The sequence below is a fragment of the Formivibrio sp. oc-25 genome, assembly GCF_055810895.1.
In genome coordinates this window covers 1-19,040 of sequence record NZ_JBVVOL010000038.1, presented here as the reverse complement: position 1 = coordinate 19,040, position 19,040 = coordinate 1, and the positions used below count along the sequence as shown (strand labels likewise).

Sequence of the window (19,040 nt, the reverse complement as noted above, 5' to 3'; positions counted from 1 at the left end):
CCACCAAGGAACTGATGCCGTTCTACCTCGTCGCCCTGCTCTCCGTCTTCGCCTTCGCTTACATCCCGGCCCTGACGCTTTAACCTTCATTCAACACTATCAACCCATACTGAGTGCCTCCCCTTCGGGGGAGGGACAGAGGAGGATTTTGCCATGACAAATGTAAACCCAAGCCAAATGGCCAATGCGATCCGCATGCTGTCGGTGGATGCCATTGTCCGCGCAACGGAAGGTCACCAGGGCGTGCCCTTGGGCATGGCCGAGATTTCCACCGCGCTGTTCGGACAGCACATGAAATTCAATCCGAAAGACCCGCTCTGGCCCGATCGCGACCGCTTCGTGCTGTCCAACGGCCATGGTTCCATGTTGCTGTATTCGTTGCTGTACCTCACGGGCTACGAACACATCAGCCTGGATCAGATCAAGTCTTTCCGCGAACTGGGTTCGCACTGCGCCGGCCACCCGGAATACGATCCGGCAATGGGCATTGAAGTGACCACCGGCCCGCTGGGCCAGGGTATTGCCAACGCTTTCGGCATGGCCGTCGCCGAAGCTTACCTGAACGCCAAATACGGCAAGGACATCGTCGATCACTATACCTACGCCTTTGTCGGCGATGGTTGCCTGCAGGAAGGTATTGGCCAAGAAATGATCTCGCTCGCAGGCCATTTGCGCCTGGGCAAGCTGGTTCTGTTCTGGGATGACAACCGTATCACCGACGACGGCAGCACTTCGCTTTCGATCAGCGAGAACGTGAGCGATCGTTTCCGCGTGGCTGGCTGGCATGTGATTGAGGTGGATGGCCATGACATTGATGAAGTTGCTGCCGCCATCGTGCTGGCCAAGAAAGATCCGCGTCCCTCGATGATTGCTTGCCGCACCATCATCGGCAAAGGCATTCCGCGCGTACAAGGTCAGCGTGGCGGCCACAGCGCCCGTCTGTACGAGGAAGATGCCGCAGCAACGCGCGAAACACTGGGCTGGCCGCATGCACCGTTCGAGATCCCGGCAGAAGTCCTGGGGGCTTGGCGTACCGCAGGCGAACGCAGCGCAGCCGAATACCAGGATTGGAAAGCCCGGGTTGCCGCCTTGCCTGCTCCGCAACGTGCCGAGTTCGAGCGTATTCAGGCGGGCAAACTGCCTGAAGGCTGGCAGGATGTGCTGATCGACTATCGCAAGCGCGCAGTGGAACAGGGCCTGCCCCAGGCCGGTATCATGCTCTCGGCCGAGATCAATGACCTGTTGCTGGAGGTGTTGCCCGAACGCATGGTGGGCTGTGCCGACCTGGAAGCGCCGACCAGCCACAAGCGCCGGCTGCAGGCATTCAACGCCGATGACAAGAGTGGTGCCTACGTACACTGCGGTATCCGCGAACATGTCATGGGCGCCATGGCCAACGGTATGGCAGCCCACGGCGGCGTGATTCCGCTGGCGGTGACCTACCTTCCCTTCTCCGATTACGAACGCCCGGCCATGCGCATGGCAGCGCTGATGAAACTGCCGGTCAAGTTCGTGTTCAGCCATGATTCGATCGGTATCGGCAAGAATGGCCCCACGCACCAGCCGGTGGAAATCCTCGCATCCCTGCGCGCCATGCCCAATATGCGTGTGATGCGTCCGGCCGATGCGGTGGAAGCTTCCGAATGCTGGGAAATCGCGCTGGAACAGCGAACCTGCCCGGTGAGCCTGGTTTTTGCACGCCAGAACCTGCCACTGGTCCGCACCAGCCACTCGGCCACCAACCTGACCCGCCGTGGCGCCTATGTGCTGGCAGAAGCCGAAGGGGGCAAGCGCAAGGTCACCCTGCTGGCAACCGGCTCGGAAGTTGCCCTGGCTGTCGAGGCTCGCAAGCAGTTGCAGGCAGAAGGCATCCCGACTGCGGTCGTTTCCATGCCATGCTGGGATCTGTTTGAAGAGCAGGATGACGCCTATCGCGCAGAAGTCCTCGGTGTAGGTACGGTTCGCGTTGGCGTCGAAGCCGCCATGAAATTTGGCTGGGAGCGCTATATTGGCGACAACGGCGGCTTTGTCGGCATGACCGGCTTTGGCGCCTCTGGCCCGGCCGATCAACTGTACAAGCTGTTCGGCATCACGCCGGAAGCTATCGTGGCCCAAGCCAAGAAACGCCTGTAACACACACGACATTCACAAGGAAAAGACCATGCACAAGATCGTTTTTCTCGACCGCTCGACCGTTGCCCCGCAAATCAACGTGCGCAAACCCGCCTTTGCACACGAATGGGTCGAATATGAAAAAACCAGCCCGGATCAGGTGGTGGAACGCCTGCAAGGTGCCAGCATCGTCATCAACAACAAGGTGGCACTGACAGCCGACATCCTCAAGCAACTGCCGGATCTGCGCCTGATTGCCGTGGCGGCCACCGGCACCGACTGCGTGGACAAGGTGTACTGCCAGCAACATGGCATCGCCGTATCGAATATCCGTGGCTATGCCGTCAACACCGTGCCGGAACACGCCTTTGCCCTGATGCTGGCGCTGCAACGCAATATCGTCGCCTTCCGCCAGGACGTGATCGATGGCGAGTGGCAACGCGCCAACCAGTTCTGCTTCTTCAACCATTCCATCCATGACCTGCGCGGTGCTCGTCTGGGGATTATCGGCGAGGGCGTGCTGGGCCAGTGCGTGGCAGATATCGCCAAAGCCTTCGGTATGATCCCGATGTTTGCCGCACACAAGGGCAAGACTGGCCTCGGCCCGCTCTACACCCCTTGGGATCAGGTACTGGAAACCAGCGACATCATCACCATTCACAGCCCGCTGACGTCCGAAACCCGCAACATGATCGCCATGCCGGAATTCCGCGCCATGAAGCGCAAGCCGCTGATCATCAACACGGCACGCGGTGGTCTGGTCAATGAAGAGGATCTGGTACGCGCACTGGATGAAGGCCTGATCAGCGGTGCCGGTTTCGATGTCACCGTAGGCGAGCCGCCGGCGCTGGATAATCCGCTGATGAAAGCCGCCAACCGTCCGAATGTGATCCTCACGCCGCACGTTGCCTGGGCATCTGATGAAGCACAACAGACCCTGGTCGATCAGCTGATCGACAACGTGGAAAACTTCGTGAAGGGAACGCCCAGCAATCTCGTGCAGGGAGCCTACTGAGATGGATGGCACGCCCAGGGAACTTCTGTTCAGGATGTTCGAGGCGGCCATCGCGGCCGCCAAGCCTGAACTGTGTATCCCGCCCCATCTGCCAGCCCCGCCCAAGGGGCGGCTGATTGTGATCGGGGCGGGCAAGGCCTCGGCCGAAATGGCACGTGTTTTCGAGCAGCATTGGCAAGGGCCGCTCAGCGGTTTGGTCGTCACGCGTTACGGCTATGCGGTTCCCTGCCAGCGTATCGAAATTGTCGAAGCCGCTCACCCGGTTCCGGATTTCGCCGGCTTGAATGCTGCCCGGCGCATGCTGGATATGGTCAGCGACCTGACGCCGGACGATCTGGTGGTCAGTTTGATTTCCGGCGGAGGCTCATCGCTGCTGCCACTGCCGGGAGAAGGACTGAACCTGGAGGAAAAGCAGGAAATCAACCAGGCACTGCTCAAGTCGGGCGCGACCATTTCGGAAATGAACTGTGTGCGCCGTCACCTCTCGGCCATCAAGGGCGGGCGGCTGGCCGCAGCGTGCTACCCGGCACGGGTGCTGACACTGTTGATCTCCGACGTGCCCGGCGATGATCCGATCAACATCGCTTCTGGTCCGACCGTACCGGATCCAACCACGTGCGAAGACGCGCTGGGCATTGTAAGGCGTTATGGCATCGAGTTGCCGGGTGCGGCACGCGCCCTGCTGGAATCGGGTGCAGGGGAATCGATCAAGCCAGGCGATCCACGTCTGGCCAAGGCCGAGACCCGCATCATCACAACCCCGCAACAGGCGCTCGAAGCAGCGGCAGTAGTAGCTCAGGAAGCTGGTTATGCCACGTATATCCTGGGTGATGCGATCGAGGGCGAAGCCAAGGATGTCGGCAAAACCCTGGGTGGTATTGCGCTGCAGATCGCCAACCGTGGCCAACCCCTGCCAGCGCCCTGCATCCTGCTGTCTGGTGGCGAAACCACGGTGACGGTACGCGGCTTCGGTCGCGGTGGGCGTAACGTCGAATTTCTGCTGTCATTGGGCATCACGCTGAATGGCCAGCCCGGCGTTCACGCTTTGGCCGGTGATACCGATGGCGTGGATGGGCTGGAGGAAATCGCCGGCGCCTATCTGGCCCCCGATACGCTGGAACGCGCCTGGAAGATGGGCTTGCGCCCGAAGGATAGTCTCGCCAACAACGATGGTCACGGCTTCTTCGGTATTCTGGGCGATGCCGTGATCACCGGCCCGACGCTGACCAATGTCAACGATTTCCGCGCCATCCTGATCGATGGCACGGACCAGACTAGCACGCAAAACCAACGTATTGACAGCAAGGCCGGCAAGCCACAGTCCGAAGTCACGCCAGTACTTTGATTTACCGGGGGTGGACGTTGAAAAGCCCAGCCATACATGGCTGGGCTTCTTTTTTAGAACTTACATTCAGGCGACAGGACAATCATTCCCACTCGATCGTTGCCGGCGGCTTGCCGGAAACGTCATACACCACGCGGTTGATGCCACGTACTTCATTGATGATGCGGTTGGATACCTTGCCGAGCAGCTCATACGGCAGTTCGGCCCACTTTGCCGTCATGAAGTCGCTGGTGCATACCGCACGCAATGCCACCACGTATTCATAAGTACGGCCATCTCCCATCACGCCGACTGATTTCACCGGCAGGAAGACAGCGAAGGCCTGGCTGGTCTTGTCGTACCAGTCGAATTCACGCAGCTCGTCGATGAAGATCGCATCGGCCCGGCGCAGCAGGTCGCAGTATTCCTTCTTCACTTCGCCCAGCACGCGTACCCCCAGGCCCGGGCCCGGGAACGGGTGACGGTAGACCATTTCGTGCGGCAAACCGAGCGCCACGCCGAGTTCGCGCACTTCATCCTTGAAGAGTTCACGCAGCGGCTCCAGCAGGCTGAGCTTCAGCGTTTCCGGCAAGCCTCCGACGTTGTGGTGACTCTTGATCGTGTGCGCCTTCTTGGTTTTCGCCCCGGCCGATTCGATCACATCCGGGTAGATCGTGCCCTGCGCCAGCCACTTGGCATTAGGGAGTTTTGCCGATTCAGCCTGGAAAACTTCAACGAATTCGCGGCCAATGATCTTGCGCTTGGCTTCCGGATCGGTCACGCCGGCCAGATGGCCCATGAACTGTTCGGTCGCATCGACGTGGATGACTTTCACGCCCAGATGCTTGTTGAAGATGTTCATGACCTGCTCGCCTTCGTTCAGACGCAGCAGGCCGTTATCGACGAATACGCAGGTAAGCTGGTCACCAATCGCGCGATGGATCAGCGCGGCAGCCACCGATGAATCCACACCACCCGACAGACCCAGGATCACTTCATCACTGCCGACCTGTTCACGAATCTTCGCCACGGCCTGGTCGATATAGTTAGGCATGGTCCAGGACGGCTTGCAGGCACAGATATCGAGCACAAAGCGGTTGAGCATATCGCGGCCCTTGAGCGTGTGCGTAACTTCCGGGTGGAACTGCACTGCGTAGAAGCCCTTTTCTTCGTTGGCAATCGCTGCGAGCGGGCAAGCTGCATTTTCGGCGATCATCTTGAAGCCGGCCGGCATTTCGGTGACCTTGTCGCCGTGGCTCATCCAGACTTCCAGATAGCCTTCGCCGTTATCGCCCTGGCGATCTTCAATGCCCTTGAAGAGTTTGCTGTGGCCGTGCGCGCGGATTTCGGCAAAACCGAATTCGCGCACCTTGCCCGGCTCAACCTTGCCGCCCAGTGCTTGCGCCATCCACTGCATGCCGTAGCAGATACCGAGCACCGGCACGCCGAGTTCGAACAGCTTCGGGTCCGCCTGGTAATCCGACTCATAGACCGAGTTCGGGCCACCGGAAAGGATGATGCCCGAGGGCTTGAATTCGCGGATAAAGTCGATGGAAACATCGAAGGAATGCAGCTCACAGTAAACGTGGGCTTCGCGCACGCGGCGCGCGATCAGTTGGGTGACTTGCGAACCGAAGTCCAGAATCAGAATCTTGTCCATGCCGGGCATTTCCGAAGGATCGTGGAAAACCCGGCATTTTACCTGATTGCGACCAGCTTCTGAATCTGCCATCCGGCAGGGCGTCATTCCCGGGTTGTGACTCCGCCAGCGTGAGCCATCCGCAGCACTTCGTCGAGCACCTCCTGGCCGGCACTCGCGCGTTCATGATTGATGATGGCCACCACGATGTGCAGGCGACTATCCGCAGCGCGCACGAAGCCAGCGATGGCGCGCACGCCACGCAGCGAGCCGGTCTTGATATGCGCCTGCCCGGCCAATGGCTCGTTTTTCAGCCGTTTTTTCATGGTGCCATCCACCGCCACCAGTGGCAGCGATGCAATGAATTCCGGCGCCAGTGGCCCACGTCCGGCATCCTGCAGCAGCATGGCCAGATGGCGCGCCGTAATGCGCGCATCACGCGACAACCCGGCGCCATTGTCGATGTTGAGTTCCGGCCAATACCAGCCCTTGCCAGCCAGCCATCGCGCCATCACGGCCACAGACTGCGCGGCAGTATCCGCATTGACATCTCCCCCGCCGGTTACCGCGCCCAAAGTCAGAAACAGCTGGCGAGCCATCACATTGTTGCTGTGTTTATTGATATCACGCACGATCAATGGCAACTCGGGCGAACGCACGGCGGCGATCACCGCTGCATTATCGGGCGCGGTGTCCAATCGCATACCGCCTTGCCATGTTCCGCCCATTTCCTGCCATAGCGTGCGCAGTATGCTGGCGGCATAAACCGGGTGCTCCAGCACTGCCAGATAGCGCTCACCCCGGCAACCGGCCGGCATGCGTCCAGTCAGGCGCAGGGTGGCCTGACTGCCGCGATCATCCACCTGCATCTGCACGCGCTGGCGCCACTGTACGCAATCGCCGGTTGCGTCAGCCTGTACATGATTTTCGATGCGTATTTCCGGCAAGGCCGGATCAAACTGCACCCGAACCGTATCCCCGCGCGAGTCGAACAAGAGGCGCAGGGATTTGAAATTGATCAGTACTGCATCCGGCGTAACCAGGTAGGGGCGCTCCGGACTATTGCCATCATCATCGAACGCTGCAGCAGCGCCATTTTGCACAAACAGGCTACGATCCAGCACCAGATCGCCGCGTATTTCTCGTACGCCCTGCAACTTCAATTCGCGCAGCAACAACCATAGCCGCTCCAGCGTCAGGGATGGATCGCCACTGCCTTTCAGGTACAGGTCGGAGGCAAGTACCCCGTGCTGCGGCAAAGCCAAAGCACGCAATTCGGTTTGCCACTGCCAATCCGGCCCCAACACTTCCAGCGCGGCGTGCGTGGTCAGCAACTTCATCAGCGATGCCGGATTTCTCGGCTCATCAGCCCGGCTTTCCCGCGCAGGTGAGGAAGCATCCAGCGGCATGATCACAAACGAAAGCGCATCAGTGGGCAATTTGGCACGCTGCATGGCGACAGTGAGACCTGCCGGCCATTCCTGCGCCAGCACAGGCCACGCCAGCAACAGGCACACGATACCCAGCAATCGTTTCATACCTTGCCCAGCCCAAGCTGCCTGGCTTCCCAAGCAGCCAGATCAAGGTAATACTGCCGTAATTCCTGGTTGTAGATATCCAGCACGCAGTTCTCGCAGCCACTGCCGCAGCATTGGTTCAGCATGTTTTCCGGCGGGGGGACGGGGCGCGGATCATCGGCTGGTATTTCTGTCTGTTTCATCTGTTAGAATCCGGCACCATGGCCTATCAAGTTCTGGCGCGCAAATGGCGCCCTAAAAATTTCGCCCAGCTCGTCGGGCAAGAGCATGTGATTCGCGCGATTGCGAACGCATTTACCAGCGCACGCCTGCATCACGCCTATCTATTGACCGGCACACGCGGGGTGGGCAAGACCACCATCGCCCGCATCATGGCCAAGGCGCTCAATTGCGAGACCGGCATCACGGCCGAGCCATGCGGCGTTTGCTCCGCCTGCACGCAGATCGATGCCGGACGCTTTGTCGACCTGCTGGAAATCGATGCGGCATCCAACACCGGCATCGACAATATCCGGGAAGTGCTGGACAACGCGCAGTATGCCCCGACCGCCGGGCGCTTCAAAGTCTACATCATCGATGAAGTGCACATGCTCTCGAAGAGTGCCTTCAATGCGATGCTGAAAACGCTGGAAGAGCCGCCCGGTCATGTGAAATTCATCCTGGCCACCACCGACCCGCAGAAAGTGCCGGTCACGGTGCTCTCCCGTTGCCTGCAGTTCAGCCTGCGCCAGATGACACCGCAACAGGTGGCCGGCCACCTGCAGCATGTATTGAATGCGGAAGGCATTGCGTATGAAGGCAATGCGCTCAACCTGCTCGGCCATGCCGCACATGGCTCGATGCGCGATGCCCTCTCGCTGCTTGACCAAGCCATCGCCTACGGTGCCGGCAGCGTCGAGGAAGCCGGTGTGCGCGCCATGCTCGGCGCGGTGGATCAGAGCTACCTGTTCGAAATTCTTGCCGCACTGATCGCCAAGGACGGCACGCAACTGATGGCCGCCGCCGATGCCATTGCCAGCCGCGGCTTGTCCTACGAGGCTGCGCTGCATGAACTGGCGCACCTGTTGCACCAGATCGCCGTGGCACAGCAGGTGCCGGCCGCGATTGCCGATGATCTGCCGATGCGCGAGAACATCCTCGCCGTGGCGCAGTCGCTCAGCCCGGAAGACGCCCAGCTCTACTACCAGATTGCCCTGCACGGCCGCCGTGACTTGCCGCTGGCACCTGATGAATACGCAGGCTTCAGCATGACCCTGTTGCGCATGCTGGCCTTTGCCCCGGCAGATCCGGCCAAGGTCAGCCTGCCGGCCACGACGCCCGTTTCCCGACCTGCAGCGGCACCTGAGCCACAGACTGTTCCGTCAGCCATGCCGAAATCGCCTGACGTGGCCAGCCTGGCGGCAGTCCAGCCTGACATTCCTGCTGCACCAGTCGCCGAAACCACATTGCCGGTTGTGCCCGCGCCGCAACAGGAAGCAGCGGCAACCATTGCGACACCCGATGCAAACCTGCCATGGCAGGAAACCAACACCAGCGTGCCTACTTTTGATGGTGACTGGCGCGGGCTGGTCAGCCAGCTCAAGCTGGGCGCTGCCGGCATGTTGGCGCAACACGCCGAATTGACAAGCTGGGATGCCGATTCGATCCAGTTGCGTGTAGCGGCCGAACATCGTGCTGTTGCCACCCGCGATTATCTGGACAAGCTCAAGGATGCACTGTCTGCGTATTTCAATCGATCCATCCGGCTTAATGTGGAAATTGCCAATACGGTCGATCACACACCCGCCGCGCAGGCGCAACGTGAACGCGATGCCCGGCAACAGGTCGCCAATGAATCCATCCAGAATGATCCCTTCGTGCAAGCCCTGGTGCGTGATTTTGGCGCCACGGTACAGCCAGATTCGATCAAACCGTTGTAATTCTCACTGATTCAAGGAGCAAAGATGTTCAATAAAGGTGCCCTCGGCAATATGATGAAGCAGGCCCAGCTCATGCAGGACAACATCAAGAAAGCCCAGGACGAACTGGCCACGACCGAAGTCGAAGGCCAGGCAGGCTCTGGCCTGGTCAAGATCACCATGACCTGCACCCACAATGTCAAGCGCGTTGCCATTGACGACAGCCTGATCGGCGACGACAAGGATATGCTGGAAGATCTGATCGCCGCAGCGTTCAACGACGCCGCACGCAATGCAGAAGCCACCACATCGGCACGCATGTCCAAGGCTACTGCCGGGATGCCGCTGCCGCCCGGAATGAAAATGCCCTTCTAAGGCTGCCGGCTGCGCCTTTGCATCTTGCAGTCGGGCGGTACTCGAAATCCTCATGTACGCTTGAGTACATTCCGGTTTCTCCGTTCCGTCCTTCTGCAACCTGCTTCGGCTCGCTCGCCAGCTCGATAGAAACTGGAATTCCTCCCCCTCAATGACTACCCCCTCTTCTCTTCAGCATCTGATACAGGCCCTGCGCGTACTCCCAGGCGTTGGACCCAAGTCCGCGACCCGCATGGCCTATCACCTGATCCAGAAAGACCAGACTGGCGCCAACAAACTGGCACAGGCCATCGGTCACGCACTGGCCAAGTTGCGTCATTGCCAGCGCTGCAATACCTTCACGGAAAGCGAGATCTGCGAGATTTGCGAAGATGAACAGCGCGATGCGAGGCAGTTGTGCGTGGTGGAAATGCCCACCGATCTGCTGATGCTGGAGCAGACGCTGGCCTTCCATGGCCTGTATTTCGTCCTGATGGGGCGCCTGTCGCCGCTCGACGGCATCGGCCCCAAGGATATTGCGCTGGAGGCATTGCTCAGGCGTGCCAGTGATGGCTTGGTCGAGGAAGTCATTCTGGCAACCAATTTCACGGTGGAAGGCGAAGCGACTGCGCACTATCTCACCGAGATGCTGCGTGCGCGTGGCCTGAAGGTCAGCCGGATTGCACGCGGTCTGCCCGTTGGCGGCGAACTGGAGCATGTCGATCCAGGCACATTGGCGCAGGCCATGGTCGAACGGCGCACACTGTGAGTCGCGTAATCAATAAAAAGCAAACAAGCGCCCAATTGGCGCTTGTTTGCTTTGGATAATCCGATTCAGCGGTCGCCCGTACCCGACATCACATCGATCCACACTGCCAACAACAGGATCGAGCCTTTCACGATCATCTGCCAGTAAGTCTCCACGCTCAACATCGACATGCCGTTATCCAGGCTGGCCATAATCAGGGCACCGATCAGAGCACCCAGCACGGTGCCTGAGCCACCACGCATCGAGGTTCCTCCGATGAAGCACGACGCAATGGCATCGAGTTCTGCCATATTGCCCGCAGCCGGAGATGCCGCAGCCAGCCGTGCAGTCGTGGTCAGGCCCGCCAACGCACACATCAGTCCCATCACGCCAAACAGCATCATTTTAACGAACCGGGTATTCACGCCGGATAGCCGGGTGGCTTCGAGGTTGGAACCCACCGCGTAGATGCGGCGACCAAACACCGTATTGCGCGCGACAAACGAAAACACGCCAAGGATGATCAACAGGATAAAGACCGGAATCGGAATTCCCTGATAGGAATTGAGCACAATCACAAAGCCGGCGATAACCGCACCGATCAATACCAGCCGAAGAGCCTCCTGCCAGACCGGCCGCAATGCCAGATTGTAGCGGGCCCGGTTACTGCGATTGCGCCAGGAAACCACCACCAGCACAGCAAACAGAGCCACGGCTAAAAGGTTGCCCATCATATGCGGCAGATAGGCTTGGCCAAACTCGATCAAGCCTTCAGATTCGACCGGTATCGTCGAGCCTTTGGTCACGGCAAGCAAAATGCCCCGGAACGCCAGCATGCCGGCCAAACCAACGATGAACGAAGGCACCCTGAGATAAGACACCCAGTACCCATTAAACATGCCAATCAGGAAGCCCAGCAGCAGGACCGTGGCAAATGTGACTGGCAGCGGTACTTTCAGGAAAACATCGAGCGCTGCGGCAATCCCGCCCAGAAGGCCAAGCAGGGAGCCCACGGAAAGATCAATTTCACCGGCGATGATGACGAAGACCATGCCGGAAGCCAGCATGCCGGTAATCGCCATCTGGCGCAGCAGGTTTGAAAAATTACGCGCTGTCAGGAAATCCCCATCGGTACGCCATGTGAAAAAAGCCCAGATGGCGATGATGGCAATCAGGAGAGCCAGTATTTTGTATTGGGAAAAAATGCGTTGGAGCTGTTTTAGCATCGCGACCATGATTGAACGCCTTTTTGATTATTGATCTGATTCACGCCGCCAGGGCTTCAGTCTGGCCGATCGCTGCGGCCATCACTTGCTCCTGAGTCAGGCCATCATTGACGAAATCACCACGCAACTGGCCCTCGCCTATCACCAGGACGCGATCACTGATGCCGAGCACTTCCGGCAATTCGGAACTGATCATGATGATGGATACACCCTGTTTCACCAGATCGAACATCAGCTTGTAGATTTCGTATTTTGCGCCAACATCGACACCGCGAGTCGGCTCGTCCAGGATCAGCACATGCGGTTTTGGCAACAGCATCTTGGCCACCACGGCCTTTTGCTGATTCCCCCCCGACAAACCTTTGATCGGCAGTATCGGCGTGGCCGTCTTGATATGCATGCTGCCAATCATTTGCTGGATGGTTTGCATCTCGGAAACCTGATCCAGTACGCCCCAGTGGCTATAGGTTTCCGGCACTGACAGCGTGATGTTGTAGCCGACCGCCATCAGCGGCACGATGCCGTGACGCTTGCGATCTTCCGGCACCAGGCAGATGCCAGCCTGCACAGCCTGACGTGGAGAGCGGATCGGCAACGATTTCCCCTCCAACACCACCTCGCACTCATAACGTCCCGGATAGCAGCCGAAAATCGCCATGGCCAGTTCGGTGCGCCCGGCGCCAACCAGACCGGCAATACCAAGGATTTCGCCCTTGTGCAGCTGAAATGACACATCGTCGACCCGCTTGCGCTTCGGATTGTCGACGTCATAGCAGGTAACGTGCTTCGCTTCGAAGATCACCTCGCCGATCGGGTGCGCCTCGCGCGGAAACAGGTTCTTGATCTCGCGCCCGACCATCATGGCAATGATCTGGTCGACCGAGAGCTCGCCCATCGGCCGGGTACCCACATGGGTTCCATCACGGATTACGCTGATGGTGTCGCAGACTGCCGCGATCTCATCGAGCTTGTGCGAAATCATCACGCAGGCCACGCCCTTCTTTTTCAGGCCCTTGATGATGTCGAGCAGGATTTGTGTTTCGGATTGCGTCAAAGAGGAAGTGGGCTCATCCAGAATCAGCAGTTTGGCCTGTTTGTTGAGCGCCTTGGCAATCTCGATCAGTTGCTGATGACCGCCACCGTAGTTCGAAACCGGTAGCGCCACATTGATATCGGGCATTTTGAGCTCGATCATCAGCTCGTGTGCCCGCTGGTGCATCGCGGCATAGTTGAGTACGCCGCCTACGGTAATCTCGTTGCCGAGAAAGATATTTTCGGTCACGGACAGATGCGGAACCAGCATCAGTTCCTGATGAATGATGACGATGCCCGCTTCTTCGGTTTCGCGGATCGAGCGGGCCTTGAGCTCACGGCCTTCCCATACAATCCGCCCTTCCCACTCACCATAGGGGTAGACCGCCGACAACACCTTCATCAACGTCGATTTGCCCGCACCATTTTCGCCGCACAGGCCGACACATTCACCGGGGCGAACTTTCAGATCGATACCATCAAGCGCCTTGACGCCAGAAAACGCTTTGACGATACCCTGCATTTCCAGGAGATATTCAGACACAGCCTTGCCTCCCTCGTTATCAGGCGACAGGAAGCCCGCGGGCAAGCGCCGCGAGCCTCCGGATACCTGTGTTATTTCAGGCCGAGTTGTGCTTTGGTATAGAAATTGTCTTTAACCAGCAGATCGACATTTTCCTTGGTGATGATGGTCGGGGTCAGCAACAGGGAATCCACTTTCTTCATGCCATTGTCGAGCTGGTGGGTATATTTCGGTTTCTCACCCTTGACCATCTGAATGGAAAGCTTGGCGGCTTCCGTGGCGATCAGTTTGAGTGGCTTGTATACCGTCAGCGTCTGTGTGCCTTCGATCACACGTTTGACTGCGGCCAGATCGGCATCCTGGCCGGAAATTGCCACCTTGCCGGCCAGCTTCTGCGCAGCCAGCGCCTGGATCGCACCACCCGCCGTGCCATCGTTCGAGGCCACTACGGCATCGATCTTGTTGGCATTCTTGGTCAGCACGTTTTCCATGATCTTGAGGGCTTCTTCCGGATTCCAGTCTTTCACCCACTGATCACCGACGATCTTGATGTCACCCTTGTCAACGTAGGGCTTAAGCACTTTCATCTGGCCTTCACGCAACAACTTGGCATTGTTGTCGGTAGGCGAGCCGCCCAGCAGGTAATACACGCCCTTCGGTACCTGCTTGACCACCCCCTCAGCCTGCAACGAGCCCACGCGCTCGTTATCGAACGAGATGTAGGCATCGACATCGGCATTGAGAATCAGACGATCATACGACAGCACCTTGATACCGGCTTTCTTGGCTTCCTTGATGGTATTGGTCAATACCTTGGAGTTGAAGGGAACGATCACGATCGCATCGACCTTCTTGGCGATCAGATTTTCGATCTGGGAAATCTGGCGCTGCTCATTGGCATCGGCCGATTGCACATTAACCTCGGCACCCAACTTCTTGGCGGCCTCGACAAAATAATCCCTGTCGCGCGCCCAACGCTCCACGCGCAAGTCATCGATACTGAAACCGATCACCGGTTTATCCTTGCTGGCATAGGCCGGCGCAGCAAACAGCACGCCACCCAGGGCCGTGGAAGCCAACAGCATCGAAATCAACGTTCTCTTCATGGTCCAACTCCTCAAATTTGACCGGGGTTCCCCCCGCATTCGAATCGAATAGTCCTGCACACCATCAGAACAACGACTGCAACTGGCGGTAAACCGCCTGAAACGTTGGCCTTCGGGCATTCCGGAAATAGGCATGCCGTTGGGCCGACGGATTGAAAATCTGTTTAACTGGGGGAACCGGGCAGATGGCGGCGAAATCAGCTTCCGGATGCAAAGCCAGATGCGCGAGACGCGCAGCACCCAGCGCAGGGCCCACCTCACCACCTGTCCTCTGACACAAGGGGCGGCCAAAAATATCGGCCAACATCTGCAGCCAGTAGGCGCTGCGTGATCCCCCGCCAATCACGCTGATTTCTCCCAGATTCAAGCCGGTTGCCTCCAGCGCCTCCAGGCCATCAAGCAAACCGAAACCCACGCCTTCGAGCGTGGCATTAGCCAGGTCGGCGCGATCGGTCGTGGCATCAAGGCCAAAGAAGACACCCTTGGCAGATGGATTATTATGCGGGGTGCGTTCGCCAGTCAGATACGGCAGAAAATACGGCAACGAGGACTTCATACCTGCCTGTTCGGCATCAACCAGCATGGCCGGCACATCGGTATGACCAGTCAATGCTGCAGTGAAATCCAGACAACTGGCTGCCGACAGCATCACTGACATCAAATGCCAGGTATGCGGCAAAGCATGGCAAAAGCTGTGTACTGCACTTTCCGGATTGGCCAGAAAACCTTCCGTCACAGCAAATGACACACCGGAAGTCCCCAGAGACAACATGCATTGCCCAGGTGCGATGATGCCAACGCCGATGGCGCCAGCGGCATTGTCGCTTGCACCGGCCACGACCGGAATGCGCTGTAAACCCCAGCGAGCGGCCAGTTCCGGCTTAATCCAGCCGGTAATCTGATTACCCTCATAGAGCGTGGGCATGTACTGACGGGTCAAACCGGTTGCCGCCAACAACTCGTCACTCCAGTCGCGTGCGGCCACATCCAGCCAAAGCGTACCCGCAGCATCGGAAAGATCGGTGGCATAGTCACCAGTCAAGCGATAACGCAAATAATCCTTGGGCAACAATATCTTGGCGACCTGCGCAAAATTGGCTGGCTCATTTTGCGCAACCCACAACAATTTGGGCGCAGTAAAACCTGGCATCATCAAATTGCCGGTTATCTCGCGGGACAGTGGAACCCGAACCTCTAGCTCACGGCATTGCGTGGCGGAACGACCATCATTCCAGAGGATCGCCGGGCGAATCACCTCACCATGAGCATCAAGCAATGTGGCGCCATGCATCTGCCCGGTCAGACCGATCGCCTCGATCGAATCCGGCGAGACTCCAGCAGCCCGCACTGTATCCAGCAGTGTGCTCATCGCTTGTTCCAGCGCGCTCCACCAGTCACGCGGACGCTGTTCTGACCACAATGGCTGCGGGCGTGAAACTTCCAGCGCCACCGTCACGCTGGTAACAACATGGCCTTGGCCATCCAGCAGGATCGCCTTCAAACCGGACGTGCCGAGATCGACGCCAACGAACATGTCAAATATCCCTTTTGAACACTGCCCGGACAAAACCTTTCCCTAGCAGCCATCACAATGTAGTTAATAGAAATCGATTACACAAGTTGCGGTAAACCACAATGTAGGCAATCCTCATTCACAACATGAGAATCGCCATAGCTAAGCAGATGCCTGCTTGCGTAAAAACCACAAACAGGCCACCTACCCATCAACCGAAGATGAAACGGTTAACCAGATTTTCCAGATACTCCTGACGGCCACTTTCATGCACTGGCGCCAATCCACTGGCAGTTGCGTATTCGGCCAACTGCGCCAGATTCAACTGGCCGGACAAGATCCTCTGGCCAAAATCACCGTCCCAACCGGCATATCGCTTGGCCTTCAACTCAGCCAGCACATCGTTTTCGATCATCTTGGCAGCATTTTTCAGTGCTATCGCCAGTACATCGGCCGCACCGATATGGCCATGGAGCAAATCGGCCAGATCAACGCTCTGACGCCGCACCTTGGCATCGAAATTGAAGCCACCCGTGCTGAAACCACCACCTTTCAGGATTTCATACATGGCCAGCGTCATTTCCTCGACGCTATTAGGGAACTGGTCGGTATCCCAGCCATTCTGCGGGTCACCACGATTGGCATCGATACTGCCGAACACACCTAGCGAAACGGCGGTGGCAATCTCATGCTGGAACGAATGGCCAGCGAGCGTGGCATGGTTGGCCTCGATATTGACCTTGACCTCTTTTTCCAGACCGAACTGCTGCAGGAAGCCAAACACCGTGGCGGTATCGTAGTCGTACTGGTGCTTGGTGGGCTCCTGCGGCTTGGGTTCGATCAGGATCGTGCCGGTAAATCCGATCTTGTGCTTGTGTTCGACCACCATTTGCAGGAATCGGCCGAACTGAGCACGCTCGCGCTTCAGATCGGTATTGAGCAGACTTTCGTACCCCTCCCGTCCGCCCCACAGCACATAATTTTCCCCGCCCAGTTTCTGTGTGGCATTCATGGCATTGAAGACTTGCGTGGCAGCCCAGGCAAACACTTCCGGATTGGGGTTGGTCGAAGCACCTGCGGCATAACGAGGATGACTGAAGCAGTTAGCTGTTCCCCACAACAACTTGACACCGGTTTCCTGTTGTTTCTGCTCCAGGTAATCAACCATGCGGGCGAAGTTATCGACATATGCCTTGATGGAATCACCTTCCGGTGCCACGTCGATGTCATGGAAACAGTAGTAAGGAAAGCCAATCTTGCTGAAAAGCTCAAACGCGGCATCGGCCTTGGCAATCGCCATCTGCATTGGATCATTTGATTGATGCCATGGCCGGTCGAAGGTCCCTGAGCCAAAAACATCGGATCCCGGCCAGCAGAAGGTATGCCAGTAGCAGATGGCCATGCGCAGATGGTCTTCCATGCGCTTGCCCAGGATTTTTTCATCAGGGTTGTAATGATGAAACGCCAGGGGATTTGCAGAGGCAGTACCCTCGTATGGGACATTCGCAAATGAACCAAATACCGATGCCATAACGATCTCCATGAGAATTAATATCGATATGAGCATCGTGCCAGATGTAGTACCACCACATCAATTACGATAAATTCCAGCAGCAATCATGTTTCCTGCCAAACACCCATGCAATGCAATCATGTTTTTGTATTGAACTTGGCGTACCATAGTTCAGTCGATTACATAAGGATCAACATCTTGCACAGCACAACCACTGCAGCCCACCGGATTGCGCTGCTTTTCAATGCCAACAAGATCTACGATCGTGAAATCATTGCGGGTATCGGCAGCTATCTGAGCTCAACGCGAGTGGTCTGGGATCTGTTTCTTGATGAGGATTTTCGCAGTCGGCCTGAAGAAATCCAGGGCTGGGAGGGCGATGGCATCATTGCGGATTTCGATGATCCGGACATTGTTGCAGCCTTGCTGGATTGCCCCATCCCGGTGGTTGCTGTTGGCAGTTCATACGAAGACGAAAGTCTTTATCCGGAAAAAATTCCATACATCGCCACAGATAACCGTCGCATAGTGCAACTGGCTTTCGAGCATCTGGTTGAAACCGGCCTGCCCAATTTTGCGATGTACAGCATGCCCGCCTCCATGCGTAACCGCTGGGCTCAAGAGCGCGAACTGGCTTTTCAGCACTTGGCCCAACGCGATGGATTGCAATGCGATATCTATCGCGGCCAAACAGCCAGAGCGCAAGACTGGAACGACGGTCTTCAGCATCTGATCGAATGGCTGCAGAGCAGGCCAAAACCCATTGGCATTATCGCGGTCACCGATGCACGTGCGCGCCACTTGATGCAGGCATGCCTGATCGCAGGTATTGCCGTACCGGAAGAAATCGCCATTGTCGGCATCGACAACGATTCGCTGACGAGGATGCTGGCCCGCATCCCGTTGAGTTCCATCATTCAAGGAACAGAGGAAATGGGCCGCACCGCTGCGCATGTACTGCACCAGCAGCTACACAAGGTCCCACATACGCAAACACGCATACTGGTACCACCAGCGGGCATCAACATCCTGGCGTCAAGCCTGCATCAGCGTCTATCGAGCCCCTATGTGATGCGGGCACGCCACTACATTCGCCAGTTTGCCGGACAAGGCATCAAATCCAAACAGGTAGCCGATTACGTCGGCATTTCCCGCTCATCACTGGAAAGCCATTTCCAGCGCGAATTGCAATGCACCGTACATGATGAAATTTTGCGGTTCAGGCTCGACATGGCCAGAAAAATGCTCGAAGATGGAGAAACATCCAGCCGTGATATTGCCGTGCGCTGCGGATTTACTTCATTGCAATACTTGCACACGGTATTCAAGCGCGAACTAGGATGCACACCACGGGAATACCAGGTACGCCATCAAACATCAGCGTAAATACAAAGCACCAAAGCAAAACCCCCAGCCTTTTGAGCTGGGGGTTTTTAAGGGGAGTCTGGCGATGACCTACTTTCACACAGGCAATCTGCACTATCATCGGCGCTGAGGCG

The 19,040-nt window shown here is 57.6% G+C and carries 15 protein-coding genes; 7 read left to right on the top strand and 8 right to left on the bottom strand.

All coding sequences use genetic code 11. The features are described 5' to 3' along the window. Positions 1-153 precede the first annotated feature (153 nt). The 3 genes from tkt to AC0KVQ_RS15085 are packed head-to-tail and all read left to right on the top strand — an operon-like array spanning position 154 to position 4,472. Complete coding sequence (gene tkt, locus AC0KVQ_RS15095) at positions 154-2,133, top strand: transketolase (protein WP_473422012.1); 1,980 nt, start codon at positions 154-156, stop codon at positions 2,131-2,133. A gap of 28 nt (positions 2,134-2,161) precedes the next feature. Beyond that, positions 2,162-3,127, top strand: a complete 966-nt coding sequence (locus tag AC0KVQ_RS15090; protein ID WP_473422011.1) for a D-2-hydroxyacid dehydrogenase — start codon at positions 2,162-2,164, stop codon at positions 3,125-3,127. A gap of 1 nt (position 3,128) precedes the next feature. Then, on the top strand, positions 3,129-4,472 hold the full coding sequence (locus AC0KVQ_RS15085; protein WP_473422010.1) for a glycerate kinase type-2 family protein: 1,344 nt from the start codon (positions 3,129-3,131) through the stop codon (positions 4,470-4,472). A gap of 82 nt (positions 4,473-4,554) precedes the next feature. Here AC0KVQ_RS15085 and guaA read toward each other — a convergent pair whose 3' ends face one another. From guaA to AC0KVQ_RS15070, 3 genes are all read right to left on the bottom strand, one after another. After that, positions 4,555-6,111, bottom strand: coding sequence for a glutamine-hydrolyzing GMP synthase (gene guaA, locus AC0KVQ_RS15080; protein ID WP_473422008.1), 1,557 nt, complete (start codon positions 6,109-6,111; stop codon positions 4,555-4,557). An 83-nt stretch (positions 6,112-6,194) separates the two neighbouring features. Continuing rightward, positions 6,195-7,628 carry a D-alanyl-D-alanine carboxypeptidase/D-alanyl-D-alanine endopeptidase gene (gene dacB, locus AC0KVQ_RS15075; RefSeq protein ID WP_473422007.1) on the bottom strand — a complete coding sequence of 478 codons (1,434 nt, stop codon included), beginning with the start codon at positions 7,626-7,628 and terminating at the stop codon, positions 6,195-6,197. Beyond that, positions 7,625-7,810, bottom strand: coding sequence for an oxidoreductase-like domain-containing protein (locus AC0KVQ_RS15070; RefSeq protein ID WP_473422006.1), 186 nt, complete (start codon positions 7,808-7,810; stop codon positions 7,625-7,627). Before AC0KVQ_RS15070 ends, dacB begins: the two co-directional genes overlap by 4 nt. 18 nt (positions 7,811-7,828) lie before the next feature. Here AC0KVQ_RS15070 and dnaX point away from each other — a divergent pair, with 18 nt between their 5' ends. From dnaX to recR, 3 genes are all read left to right on the top strand, one after another. Beyond that, on the top strand, positions 7,829-9,547 hold the full coding sequence (gene dnaX, locus AC0KVQ_RS15065) for a DNA polymerase III subunit gamma/tau (RefSeq protein ID WP_473422005.1): 1,719 nt from the start codon (positions 7,829-7,831) through the stop codon (positions 9,545-9,547). Between the two features lie 24 nt (positions 9,548-9,571). Then, entirely contained in the window at positions 9,572-9,901 is a 330-nt protein-coding gene (locus AC0KVQ_RS15060; RefSeq protein ID WP_473422004.1) for a YbaB/EbfC family nucleoid-associated protein, read from the top strand. Positions 9,902-10,052: 151 nt separating this feature from the next. Next, positions 10,053-10,649, top strand: coding sequence for a recombination mediator RecR (gene recR / locus AC0KVQ_RS15055; RefSeq protein ID WP_473422003.1), 597 nt, complete (start codon positions 10,053-10,055; stop codon positions 10,647-10,649). A gap of 65 nt (positions 10,650-10,714) precedes the next feature. On the opposite strand, the gene AC0KVQ_RS15050 is transcribed toward recR, so the two are convergent. The 5 genes from AC0KVQ_RS15050 to xylA all read right to left on the bottom strand — a co-directional run bounded on the left by AC0KVQ_RS15050 (position 10,715) and on the right by xylA (position 17,559). Beyond that, positions 10,715-11,863 carry a sugar ABC transporter permease gene (locus AC0KVQ_RS15050; protein ID WP_473422002.1) on the bottom strand — a complete coding sequence of 383 codons (1,149 nt, stop codon included), beginning with the start codon at positions 11,861-11,863 and terminating at the stop codon, positions 10,715-10,717. A 31-nt stretch (positions 11,864-11,894) separates the two neighbouring features. Then, the gene (locus AC0KVQ_RS15045; protein WP_473422001.1) at positions 11,895-13,430 is read right to left on the bottom strand and encodes a xylose ABC transporter ATP-binding protein; all 1,536 of its coding nucleotides are present in this window, start codon (positions 13,428-13,430) and stop codon (positions 11,895-11,897) included. Positions 13,431-13,501: 71 nt separating this feature from the next. Beyond that, positions 13,502-14,515 carry a D-xylose ABC transporter substrate-binding protein gene (gene xylF, locus AC0KVQ_RS15040; RefSeq protein ID WP_473422000.1) on the bottom strand — a complete coding sequence of 338 codons (1,014 nt, stop codon included), beginning with the start codon at positions 14,513-14,515 and terminating at the stop codon, positions 13,502-13,504. 64 nt (positions 14,516-14,579) lie between these two features. Further along, positions 14,580-16,049 carry a xylulokinase gene (xylB, locus tag AC0KVQ_RS15035; protein WP_473421999.1) on the bottom strand — a complete coding sequence of 490 codons (1,470 nt, stop codon included), beginning with the start codon at positions 16,047-16,049 and terminating at the stop codon, positions 14,580-14,582. 190 nt (positions 16,050-16,239) lie between these two features. Continuing rightward, a complete protein-coding gene (gene xylA / locus AC0KVQ_RS15030; RefSeq protein WP_473421998.1) occupies positions 16,240-17,559 on the bottom strand; it encodes a xylose isomerase in 1,320 nt (439 codons plus the stop codon). Positions 17,560-17,739: 180 nt separating this feature from the next. On the opposite strand from xylA, the gene AC0KVQ_RS15025 reads away from it, so the two are divergent. Continuing rightward, complete coding sequence (locus tag AC0KVQ_RS15025; protein ID WP_473421997.1) at positions 17,740-18,927, top strand: XylR family transcriptional regulator; 1,188 nt, start codon at positions 17,740-17,742, stop codon at positions 18,925-18,927. Positions 18,928-19,040 lie beyond the last annotated feature (113 nt).